Below are 12,322 nucleotides of genomic sequence, written 5' to 3' on the forward strand. Positions count from 1 at the left end.
TTTTATTACAGATTTTATTTGTTCTTAGCCAATTATATGCCAACTTCAAAAATAAAATACTGCATGCATTTGAATGACCAGTATTTTTTGCTCAAAGTAACAAATTGAACAAACAGAAAACTAATGATTTAGGTTAAATTTTAGTAATATCCCAATATATTAAGGGGGCAATATTATTGTTCAACGAATTGTTTAGGACCCGCTTTAAAACTTTTAGCTATATACCCGCCTGAATTTCATGTTATTAAGAATAAGGAAAGACCGAATAATTGACGATAACGCTATTATGTTGAACATTGCAGCGTATAAAATAAGTTATCATGTTGTAAATATTACTATATGATAGTTTTGTGTATGCAGAAGGCGAATGTAGAATTAGCCCAATTGATTTATCGTAGAAATTATGCCCCGAAAAGTACAAGTAGCACAGCTTCTCGCTGTTGAAGCAAGAAGCTGTGCTATGCTTGAATTTAAGGTTTAAAGGTTATTCTTACTCCTTCGCTATGGGCGTTAAATTCCGGGGCATACATACATTGAACTGTTGCTACCCCGGTAGAAAAATTGCCGGGTTGGGCAACGCGTAACTGGTATTCAAAAACATAATTCCCTTTGTTTAAGTTGCTGATGAAGAAATTGGTAGCCACATCCCTGGTCATCTGGTAATAGTATAAACCATCCTGATATTTATATGCAGACAGGGCATCAACCGGCTCCGTACCCGCAGGGCGCATATCTTTTAGTTGCACATATTCAAAATCTCGTCCGGCTTTTAGGTAAACTATTACCTTGATCAAATCACCGGTTTTAGGTTGATGCAACGCATCAATAGCTGTTGATACCGGGCCTGAATCTGTTTGTTTTACAATAAAATACTTACGTTCCAGGTGAATATCTGTTTGTGATGTTGTTATCTTATCCAACTGTTCCAGGTATTGCCAGTACATGGCGCCCCAGCTGATAGATTTTCCATTATTTTTAATTTGTAACTTGCCCATATTCGGTTTAATTTGCTCATCGGCCCAGCTGGTTTTTATATAACCTGTTCCTGCATCAGCTTTAACGTCCGGTTTGAGTTCCTTTAACGGGGTTTCGTTTAATGTAATTTCAGCCGGCACGTTTGCCTGTAGCCAGTCACTCTGTTTGCTTAATAAGGCATAGCAGGCCGCGGCAGTTGCTTTTGTAGTTTTCCAGTTGGTGGTTTGTTTGTTGCGCAACAGCCATATTTTCATTTCTTCTACTGCTTTGTCCTGATTGCCGGCTTCTGAAAACAATTCGATCATTAAACTCTGTGTTTCAACCGGCGATTGATACCAGTAATAACCGCTTTGATTTTTACCCCAATACATACCCAACTCGTCAGACTGCTGCGCGGTTTCGGTCAGCGATCTGATAATGGCCTTGGCTACAAGCGGCCTTTCGTTGCGCTGCATAATGAGGGCAATCATGCCTTGTTCATAAATGCTTTGGCTTATCCATTGATTTTCGGCTCGTTTTAAGAAATTATTAAAGATGGTTTTTAACGCCTGGCTCATTGGTTTGTTTACATAATAGCTCCGCGCATACCAGGCGTGTATCTCTGTTGAACCGATGTGCTGTGTTTCATATCCAGTAAGCTTTTTAGCTCTTTGATCATCTTCAATCAGTTGATTATCCAGGTAGGCCAGTGCATTATCCTTTATGCTTTTTAAAGTCTGGTTATTATCATCGGCAATATGTAAATAATAAAGCTGCCCTATGCCGGCCAAAATATACTGGGTAATATAACGGTCGGCCCAATCACCGGCAAACCAGGGGAAACCTCCATTAGGTAATTGTCTTTTATGCAGCTTATCTAAATTCAGCTGCAGTTCATTACTCATTTTATTAAGATCAAAAAGCAGGGCTATGCGTTTCTTTTGTTCCGATTCATTAGTGGCGTCGCGCAGCCAGGGTGTTTCTTCCAGTAAAGTAGCTTTAAGTTCCTGGTTCTTTTCCAGGTTTGATAATAGCTCAGGGCTGTTGCTGCTTTTCCATTGATCAAACACCTGTTTTATAACCGGTATTTGATTAACGAGATTGGTAGCCAAGCTATTGGCATAATAACGACTAAAAAGCTGTTCTGAACATTCATACGGAAACTCCATCATGTAGGGTAAAGCCTGCACCGCGTACCATGCCGGATTTTGGGTATATTCAAGTGTAAGTGTTTTGTTTTTTAATGATGTGCTTTTATTGTTCAGCAATTTATCAAAGTTAAAAGCACGGGTTTGTCCGGAGCGTACCATCATAGGCAAACTTTCGGTAACCAGCATCTGGTTTGCTAATACAGGTATCGTGTTTTCTTCACCATCACTGTATTTACCGGCTTCGGCAGTAAGGCGGTAGGTGAGGGCATCTAAGCCTTGCGGAATAATAAGTTTAAAGGACATTGCTTTATTCACAGCCGCTGCAACTTCAAATTGCTGAGTGCTATCAGCCTGGTTTTGCAGTAAAGAAACGGGTTGCATATTAAGCGCATTGAAAAGTTGGATGTTTACTTTGCCTTTTAACTGCCCGGCTGTTAAGTTAGCCAGTCTTGCCGAAACCGTAAGTGTATCGCCCTCGCGTAAAAAACGTGGCATATTGGCACTAATGCTCAATTGTTTTTGTGTAACTACCTCGTTTTCAATGTAGCCGGTTTGCAGCTGTTTGGTATGTGCAAGAGCCTTAAATCGCCATTTGGTTAATGCTTCGGGAATGGTAAATTCAATCAGTATCTGTCCTTTTTCATCTGTACGTAACTGAGGGTAAAAGAAAGCTGTTTCATTAAAATTTTTACGGATAATGGGTTTGGGCTTAATGTGGATATCTCTCACATCCACGCTTGTAAAAATTTGATTGGCATCGGCATTTTGTACAGCTACACCCGGTAAGCTGCCGGTCAAATATCCGGATGCATTAGCAGTCATACTTCTTGAACCGTAAATGGAATCATTACCTCTTATACGCACAGTTGTTACCGCACCGGTCATTTCTCTTATGGTCTGATTACCATAGCCAACCACTACAACTTCGTTCAAGGAGCTATTGTCGGGCTCCAGCTTTATGTTCAGTGTAGTGCCTGCGCTGGTTAATACCTGTTTGCCTTTGTAGCCCACATAAACAAAAACAAGGGAGGCATTGGCAGGTACCTTGATCCTGAAGTATCCCTTTGAATTTGTACTGGTAACTATATTGCTTTCTTTTATTGCTAAAGACACGCCCGGAATCGGTCGGCCACTATTGGCGTCTCTAACAATACCGCTTACATCATAGCCGTTTTTTACACGTTCGGCATTCTTTAAATAATCGGCCTCCAATCGTTTATCGTTTTGTGCCGTGATTGCATTGGCTTTTACTTTTTCCAGATAATTTTGATAGCCCTGGTTATAACCTCCGTAATAGTTATAATCAAACAAGTTTAGCTTTTCATAATCACGTGTTAATAAATTATAGCCATTTAGTCTGTAAAGTATGGGTTGCGTAGCAACAGTGTTTATAAAATCGTAGCTATTCCACGCAAAGTAATTGGGTTCGTATTTTGCCTGAGGTGTCATCATGGCTTCCCAGTTTTGAGCCGGGGTAATATCATCTAATGAAGCATCATATAAGCCAGCCAGCATCTCCGCGGCTTGTTTTTGGTTATTTTGGCTGCTTACCTGCAGTTTCCATTGTTCTTTTTCGCCAGGCTGCAGCTTGTTGCGAAAGCTCAGCAGCTTAATTTTTAAGCTTTCTTCCACGGTTGACCGGTAAATTTTCTGGTAGCTGCTGTAAACCCTGTTTTGGTAAACCATCATAAACTGAACAACCGGATCTTTTTCATTTGCTGATACCGGGATCTTAATACGCTGTTGCCCCTTTTCAATACTGATCCATTTTGATGAAATGAATTTAGCCCCATCATAACGTTCCATCAGTACATTAACTTTCTGATCGGCACCTACTAAAAATTCTGCCTGTTCGCTAGGTTTTATTTTGTTTAATATAGGTACAACCCAATTGTTAAATGTTGTGGGCATGGCCGGCTGCGCAATAAGGTTAATGTATTTGGTAACGGAAGTAGTATCGCCTTTTTCGTTACGTGCACTAATGATCATTTGGTAAATTCCGGTCGCTTCTTTTCTTAAAGCGTCCAGATCAATAACGGTGGGTTTTTCTTCATCGGAAATGGCGTTTAAATTGATAACCTGTTTTACCTTTTTCCATGTTGAAAATGAGTTTTCACTTTGGTAAGCATAATCAGGGAAATCCTTTTTGAAATCGTCTTGGTTAATGATGAACTGATCGGGCTTTTCTCTCCATAGCCTGTTTTTGAATAACCGGTCAGGACTTTGAAGGGCGTATAATTCAACTTTAACTGTTGCTTTTTGAGGCTGACCATTTAAGTTGTTGATGTTTATAAGGGTTTTTATAGAATCCTTTGCAAAAAGCAAATCTGGTATCGCGTTGCTGATCACGATATCGTTATTACCAATTATAACCGATGTTTGTGCCGACCGTGTTTCGCCGCTGGCATCGGTCACGTCTGCACTAATGGCGTATGTGTAGTAAGGGTTATAGGTAATATCGCGATTTTCTTCAGGTATGGCTTTGAATTTAATGCTGAAATGCCCTTGGGCATCGGTGATAATGGTGTCTGTTTTTATTTCAATGCTTTGGGGCGCAAAATACGGGCTATTTAATCCCCGCCACTGGTTGGGAAAATGATAAACTTTATTTTGCAAACGCTCAATACGATAAGCTACCTTTGCCTGCGATAAACCATAACCAGAGAAAGCTATTACATTACCCTTGATCGTAACAGAATCATTGAGCTTATAACTTTCCTTTACCGGTAAAAACTCGGTTTGAAAGGTAGGGCGTTTGTACTCCTCAACTTTTACCGCTATGTTACCGTCTTCCGTAGCCAGTTCAACATTGCCGCCCAGCATATTTTGTGGAATAATGAAGCTACCGCTGAATGTTCCAAATTCATTGGTTTTAAGTTTTAAAAGCGATACCTGTTTTCTGTTAACATCAGAAAAGGTGATCTGCACATTTTTATCAGGCATGATCTTGCTTTTACCATCAGAGGTTTGCAATTGCAGTCCTTTAAAATAAATAGTTTGCCCGGGGCGGTATATCTGCCTGTCGGTGAACAGAATGGTTTTATCTTCGGGATAGTCGTACCTGGTATTGTCCGTTGCACCGTTAATATATTTGGAGTCGTCAATTAAGGTGTCGCCTTTAGCTGTTAAAGCGATTGAAATATTACCATTTAGGGCACTATTGAATGTAAACAGGCCTTCCTTATTAGTTGTACCGCTTGCACTGGTATCTATCCGGGCTGCTTTTACTGCCGGGCCACCATTGAAATAACTGCCGCTTAATTTAACCCGAACGCCACTTAACGGCGTTCCTGTTTCTCTGTCTGTTATCCTGAATTCAAGGTGCTGGTCGGGGTTTGCCCTGGCCACGTAGGCCAATCTGCTTACCCTGAAATTGTTTAGGCCCGTGAGCGCTTTATCATCAGCTTTAGCATCTTTAACCAATAATACATAATTGCCAGGCAATAAACCGTCAATTTTTATTTCGGTAATGTGTCTGTAGTAATCATCGGTATAGGGCAATTTAATCTCGTTGGTTTGTACGGGCTTAAGATTCTTTAAAAAATCAAGTTTGTATTTCCCACGTACGCTATCTGAGTAAAAAGAACCAAAGCCTTCTGAAAATTCCTTTAATTGCTTAGCTGATAAACGATATACGCTAACCTTAGCCGAAGTGATATTTTTATAATTTAATAAAGCCAGCAACGGTTTTTCGGAAATGTTCACACTCTCCATTGAGGCACTAATTTGCTTTTCTTCTATCTGTTTAATCAAATCCCGTGCATTTTTTCCGCCTAAACTTTCGGGATAAGCAGTAAAGGCTTTTGTGAAATAACGGTGTGCCGTTTTTAAACTATCCTGCTGCTGATAATACTGCCCTTGTAATACCAGTGCATCGCTACTGATAGGTTTTGCCGAAAAGTTTGAAGCTACTTGTTGTAATGTGGAAAAGTAAAGCGAATCTTTATGCGCAACGGTGGCTTTAGTATATAAAAAGCGTAATCGTTGCAGATCAATATCTGCCAGAGCCTCTTGTTCGTGCCGTTGTAGATGGAATTCAGTTGCCTGTTGTAAATACCTTATACCCAGATAATGATTTGAAGCAGTATCGGTAGTTGTAAAATGGAGTTTAGCAAAGGTGTCGCTGCTGCCAAATAAAGCAGGGGCGTTGAGCAGAAAAGGTAGCCGGGGTTTGATCAGGTCAGGCTCATCTGTAAGGTAGAAATCCAGAGCCCTTTGTACCAGTATATCATACAAGGTAGGGCGCAGGTACCGTGTTGATTTATCACCTTCTAAAACGCCATCCAGGATGCTGATGGGGGTACGCTGTTCTTTTTGGCTTTCAGCTAATGAAAGCTGGTATAAATTGCTGGTTTCTGCAATAATGGTTTTCAGGTCCCATCGGGTAAAATCAGAATCGGCTTTTGCCAAACTACTTCGCTGGCTAAACTGATACCGGTGTTGCTGATAATATTTCCAGTAAGTTTCTGCTAATAATGATTGCAATACAGGCTTTACCGGAAAGCTGGATTGGTTGATATCTGATTTTAAACGGGTGATAATAGCTACTAAGGCATCTTCTTCCAAATAAGACTGAAATGTCATGCGGTAAATGACAGCCCGTATTTGCTGCGGTGTATTATTGTTTTCATGGGCCAGTGCATCAAGTTTATCAACCTCTTTTAATGCCGACTTAGGTAACCCAATATTGGCAAGGGAATCGATCCGGTTGCCAATATCCTGATATTTGTTTTGAGCAGATACCGATTGAATAAGTAGGAAAAGACAGATGACGAGGAGGTATTTTAACGTATTAAAAAATGGCAGATGCATAAGATTCAGGGTTTGGCAGATGTTATAAATTTAAGCATTAACGATTATTAAAATATATAATTATCTGTAAGATGCAGATAGGTTAATGATTCCATAAAGACTTAAAAATATTTTAGTACTGGCCTTAATATTTCCGCACAAAAGCAAAAGCCCCACGAAGTGGGGCTTTTGCTTTTGGTTTCTTTTACCTGCTTAAGTATCAATCAGGACGACTTTATTTATCCTGGACACACCGGAAGCCTACATGTTCCATGCCGCTGTCTTCGGTGCTTTTCATACGGCGGGCTACCCTATAACCAGAACAGTAGCTATCGTTACACAAATAAGAGCCACCCCTGATCACCCGCTTTTTGGCATTGGGTTCTTCAGGATCATAACTGATTGCCGGGCCTTTAGGGTTTGATACACCTGTGGGTTTATTTATGGAGCTATAATATTTATTATTGTATAGGTCATTGCACCATTCCCAAACATTGCCCGCCATATCATACAGGCCATATCCGTTAGCAGCAAATGACTTAACAGGTGCTGCAAAATAAAATTTATCGGTAAGTAAGTTTTTATTGGGGAAGGTACCCTGCCAGGTATTGGCTTTAGGCTTGCCTTCATCTACACCTTCGTTGCCCCAAGGGTAAATGTTATTATTCAATCCTCCGCGGGCGGCCCATTCCCATTCGGCCTCGGTAGGTAATCTTTTTCCGGCCCATTTACAATAGGCCTGCGCATCATACCATGAAACCTGTACAACCGGATGGTTTGCTTTACCTTTCAGGTCGCTGCCTGGTCCGTGCGGGTGTTTCCAACTGGCACCGGGTTGCCATGCCCACCATTGGCCGTAATCATTCAAATCAACAGCTTGTTTTGGCGAAGTAAATACCAATGATGCCGGTACTAATAGTTTATCATCGGGTTTAGGGGTGCCGGGCGGGAGTTGTTTTTTAAGCTCGTTCCAGTCGGGCTTTTTTTCGGCAGTGGTGATATAGCCCGTAGCTTTAACAAACTGTGCAAACTGAGCATTAGTAACTTCGGTAGCATCAATCCAAAAACCAGATACACTTACTTTATGTTTAGGGTATTCATCTTCAGCGGCTTGTTTATTATCAGCACCCATCATAAAGGTACCAGTCTTTATCCATACCATGCCGCTGTGTGTGCTATTATCAGCATTTGATATAGGCAAAGCGTTTGCCGGCTGACTTTCTAAACTGGCAAACCGGGCAGGTATGTTTGATTCGCAGCAAACCTTTTTTTCTTTTTTTAATGATGTTGCCTGAGCTTTGTTACTTACCGGCGAATGGCTTTTCTGTTTACAAGCAAAGCAGGAAACTAAAAATATATAAATAATGAGTTTAACTTTTTGATGCATCTGCTATAGCATATTTGGAAAGCGGATAAGCTTTACCGGTTTTTAACATTTTGTAAAAGGCTTTTTAACTCGGCCAGTTTTTTGGGGTTTGATTCAGCTAAATTATGTTTTTCGCCGATATCATTTTTTATGTAATAAAGTTGTGGCTCAGGGTTGTTACCCAACTCCATATTTACATCCTTATTTATTAACGGTCCATTACTGGGTTCAATATACTTCCAATCGCCCTTAATTACCGAGAGCGTATTGTTTAAAGACTGTTCAATAACATATTCCCGGCCATTTTTGCTTTTGCCTAATAATACATCAAGAGCGTTTTCGCTATCGAGATTTGATTTATCGGGGAGGATATTGCCGGTAAAGGCAGCAAAAGATGCCAATAAATCTATTTGGCTGAATAGCGCATTGGAAATGCCTTTTTTAATATGCCCAGGCCATGAAATCATAAGCGGGACTCGTGTTCCGCCATCGAAGGCGCTGTATTTTCCACCCCTCAGAGGGCCGGCTGGTTGGTGGCCGTTTAATTTCTGAACGGCCTCATCCTGGTAGCCATCATCAAGCACAGGGCCATTATCACTGCTGAATATAATGAGAGTGTTGTTGGTAAGCTTAAGGCGGTCAAGTGTTTTTAAGATTTCGCCGGTGGTCCAATCTAATTCCAATATGGCATCGCCGCGGGCACCCATGTTACTTTTACCTGCAAAACGTTTATTAACCGCCCGCGGAACATGAATATTGTGCGTTGCAAAGTACAGGAAAAAAGGTTTGCTGGCATTGGCTTCTATGAAGTTTACGGCCTTATTAGTAATAACGGTGCTTATTTCTTCATCAACCCACAAGGCCGATTTACCTCCAGTCATGTAACCAATGCGGCTGATACCGTTTACTATAGTTTGATCATGCTGGTGCGATGGCTTGAGCTTTAATAATTCCGGATGCTGAGTGCCGGTTGGCCAGTTACCAATTGGGCTTTTATAATCTACTTTTATAGGGTCGGAAGGGTCGAGGTTGGCAACATGATGCCCATCTACATACACACAGGGTACCCTGTCAACCGTGGCTGGTAAAATAAATGAGGAGTTAAAGCCAAGTTCTATAGGGCCGGGTTTGATGTCCCCGTTCCAGTTAGGGCCTATGCCCTGTTCGCCCAGGCCAAGATGCCATTTGCCAACTATACCGGTTTGGTAACCTGCGGTTTTAAATACCGATGCAATGGTGGGCTTATTCGGGTTTATTAATAAAGCTGCGTCTCCGGGAGCTATGCCGGTTCCTTTTTTTCGCCAGGCATATTGGCCGGTTAACAATGAATATCTTGATGGTGTACAGGTGGCCGATGTGGCATGGGCATTGGTAAACAGAAGGCCGTTGGCAGCAATACGATCAATGTTGGGGGTGTTTACATTTTTTGCACCGTAGCAACTGATATCTCCGTAACCTAAATCATCGGTATATATGATAATTACATTGGGCTTCTGCTGTTGTGCGGAGGCATTTAAGTGAACAGATAAGAACGCGGGAATATAATACAGTAATAAGTATAAAACACGCCTCATAGGTGAGCTGATAATTTGCAAATTGATTTATAGCCGGTTATACGGCTATAAATATACAGACACCTTTTTGAAGACTATATACTATTGATTAATAAAAAATTCCATTAAAATGGGTAAAAGCGGCGTTATGCTATAGAAATAGTTTTTAGAATGATTGTTTTTCTGAAGTTGATCGCGCAGGTTTTTGAGGGCCATCTGGCAAATATTTGAAACCGTTTGCAGGCTAATATCCATTACCTGGGCAATTTCTTCGCGACTTAAATTTTGCATAAATTTCAAGTACAATACTTCTTTTTGCCGTTTAGGTAACAGCTGAGTATGTTTTGCCAGTTTAAGGGCCAAAAGCTTATTGAACTCGTTATTGATAAACTTTTGCTCAACCGATATTTCCAGGTCAAATGGCAGCAGTTCATTATCGTAATCGGTAAAGCGCTCAAACTTTTCTAATGATTGTATTTTTCTGTACAGTGAACGGCGCAGGGAAGTGATCAGGTAGGCTTTGATATTAACTTCGCGGCTCAGGTGTGCTTTTCTGTTCCAGAGTTTTATGAATAACTCCTGTACGGTATCTTTAACAAGCTCTTCGTTTTTGCAGATCTTTGTTCCGTAATTAAACAAAAAACGGAAATACTTTTCCATTAAAATATTTAGAGCGGCAATATCGCCATCAACAAAATTTTGCCAGATAGAATTATCCTGAGTAGCATCCATAACAGTATATAATAGTATGTAAACGTGCGATTGTTAAGTTGCCAAACTGCCCATGCGGAGGTTTATTACAAATAGTATCTGTATTTTTAAACCTGTAAATCAAACCAGAATTTTGTCAGAAACAGCTTTATTTACTTATCCTGTTTTTATTTGATGGCAGTATATATGCATTGATGTCCGATGCGTTGTAAAAGTATATCGGGTGTAATATCAGAATACTACTAAAGCATTAAGTTTTAGTTAAGCATTTATATGATGTGTATATGATGGTGTGGGTTTAAAAATAAGTTATCTGATTGTGCATTATTGCGCAGATTTTGCACTATTGGCATAAAATATTATAAAAAAATAGTATCAAAACCCTTGGGCTGGGTCTTTCTAATATAATATGTATAATAACAACAAATTTCAAAATTACAATCTTCTTGATTTTGTATTAGATGATGATTTCAACAAATGGGTATTATCACCAGATACAGATGATGATCTGTTCTGGATAAGCTGGATAAGCAATAACCCGGAAAAAGAAGCCATGATAGATGATGCCAAGGAAATAATTTTGTCATTTAAGGTTTCAGACCCGCAGATATCAGACCGTGAGATACGGTCAATCGTGGATGATACTATTAGAAAAATTAGTGTAGGAGATCTTAGTCAGGCTGATGATGAAGTACCAAGGCTTAAAAAAGACAAAGGCCGGCTCTATTGGTTAAGCGGTATTGCTGCTTCGCTGATCATCGGGATATTTGGAGCTTACTTTTATATACAAAAGGCTGATAGGTCAATTTATCAGCAACTGGTAGCCGACAATACCGCGGTACTCACCGAACAGTATAATAATACAGGTAAACCGCTTACCATTAAACTGGAAGATGGAAGTTTGGTAACTTTGCAGAACAGATCGAGACTAAGCTTCCCTAAAACCTTTCTGAAAAAAAATAACCGGTCGGTTTATTTGAATGGGGCCGCGTTTTTTTCGGTAGCTAAAAATCCGGCAAAACCGTTTTTGGTATATGCAAATGGCATTGTTACTAAGGTGTTAGGCACCCGGTTTAAGATAAACTCATTTGATACGGATAAAAAAGCGGTTGTTGAGGTTATATCCGGAATTGTTTCGGTGAACTCTTTTAACCTGAAAAATGCTAAGCCCGAGAAAAGCAATGAAAAAGATGGCGGCATAATATTAACCCGCAATCAAAAAGCTATTTATGGTATTGATAATCACCGGCTCGAAGCTTCCATTATCGAAAATCCGCAGCTGGCCGATAGTACCCTGAACCTTCATTTTGTTGATACCTCTATTAAGCAGGTATTAACTTCAATTAAGCAACTGTACGGTATTGAGGTTATTTATGATGAAAAGCTGGTGACTGGTAAAACCTTTACCGGCGATTTAACGAACACCACCATGTATCAAAAATTAGATGTTATATGTAAGATATTGAACTGTCATTATGAAATAATTGACCGTAACATCTATATCAATCAGGAGCGTTAAGGCTGTTCTGTTACTTATCTCCTTCATTTATTACTTCCATTTTTTAGGCATCATCTGTAGCTAAATAATGATAGTCATATATCGCTTTGTGTCCTCCTCAAAAACTTTACTTCTGGCAGTTGCTTAGCTCGCACTAATTAGGTTTGGGCTTTAGTGTTCATGTAAAATAAAAAATAAAAAGAATTGGTATCGATTTAAAAAGCATGTCTCTGTAATAATAATCATGAGCACTAACTTAAATCGCGATTTTTTTTCAACTGAAGGTTTTGTTTGGGCT

At 40.0% G+C, this 12,322-nt stretch carries 5 protein-coding genes; 1 reads left to right on the forward strand and 4 read right to left on the reverse strand.

Translation table 11 applies throughout. From position 1 onward, the window contains the following. Window positions 1–470: 470 nt before the first annotated feature. The 4 genes from AAGC65_RS01975 to AAGC65_RS01990 all read right to left on the reverse strand — a co-directional run bounded on the left by AAGC65_RS01975 (window position 471) and on the right by AAGC65_RS01990 (window position 10,547). Complete coding sequence (locus tag AAGC65_RS01975; protein WP_343110722.1) at window positions 471–6,917, reverse strand: alpha-2-macroglobulin family protein; 6,447 nt, start codon at window positions 6,915–6,917, stop codon at window positions 471–473. Between the two features lie 214 nt (window positions 6,918–7,131). Continuing rightward, on the reverse strand, window positions 7,132–8,283 hold the full coding sequence (locus AAGC65_RS01980) for a formylglycine-generating enzyme family protein (protein ID WP_343110723.1): 1,152 nt from the start codon (window positions 8,281–8,283) through the stop codon (window positions 7,132–7,134). Window positions 8,284–8,315: 32 nt separating this feature from the next. After that, on the reverse strand, window positions 8,316–9,836 hold the full coding sequence (locus AAGC65_RS01985; RefSeq protein WP_343110724.1) for an arylsulfatase: 1,521 nt from the start codon (window positions 9,834–9,836) through the stop codon (window positions 8,316–8,318). An 81-nt stretch (window positions 9,837–9,917) separates the two neighbouring features. Further along, a complete protein-coding gene (locus AAGC65_RS01990) occupies window positions 9,918–10,547 on the reverse strand; it encodes a sigma-70 family RNA polymerase sigma factor (RefSeq protein ID WP_343110725.1) in 630 nt (209 codons plus the stop codon). 388 nt (window positions 10,548–10,935) lie between these two features. Between AAGC65_RS01990 and AAGC65_RS01995 the strand changes: the two genes are divergently transcribed. After that, a complete protein-coding gene (locus AAGC65_RS01995; protein ID WP_343110726.1) occupies window positions 10,936–12,045 on the forward strand; it encodes a FecR family protein in 1,110 nt (369 codons plus the stop codon). Window positions 12,046–12,322 lie beyond the last annotated feature (277 nt).

It is taken from the genome of Mucilaginibacter sp. (assembly GCF_039207105.1).
Taxonomy (GTDB): Bacteria; Bacteroidota; Bacteroidia; order Sphingobacteriales; family Sphingobacteriaceae; genus Mucilaginibacter.

Coding starts and splice junctions, on each gene's coding strand:
- AAGC65_RS01975 (WP_343110722.1), bottom strand. CDS start 6,917: ATGCATCTGCCATTTTTTAATACGTTAAAATACCTCCTCGTCATCTGT.
- AAGC65_RS01980 (WP_343110723.1), bottom strand. CDS start 8,283: ATGCATCAAAAAGTTAAACTCATTATTTATATATTTTTAGTTTCCTGC.
- AAGC65_RS01985 (WP_343110724.1), bottom strand. CDS start 9,836: ATGAGGCGTGTTTTATACTTATTACTGTATTATATTCCCGCGTTCTTA.
- AAGC65_RS01990 (WP_343110725.1), bottom strand. CDS start 10,547: ATGGATGCTACTCAGGATAATTCTATCTGGCAAAATTTTGTTGATGGC.
- AAGC65_RS01995 (WP_343110726.1), top strand. CDS start 10,936: ATGTATAATAACAACAAATTTCAAAATTACAATCTTCTTGATTTTGTA.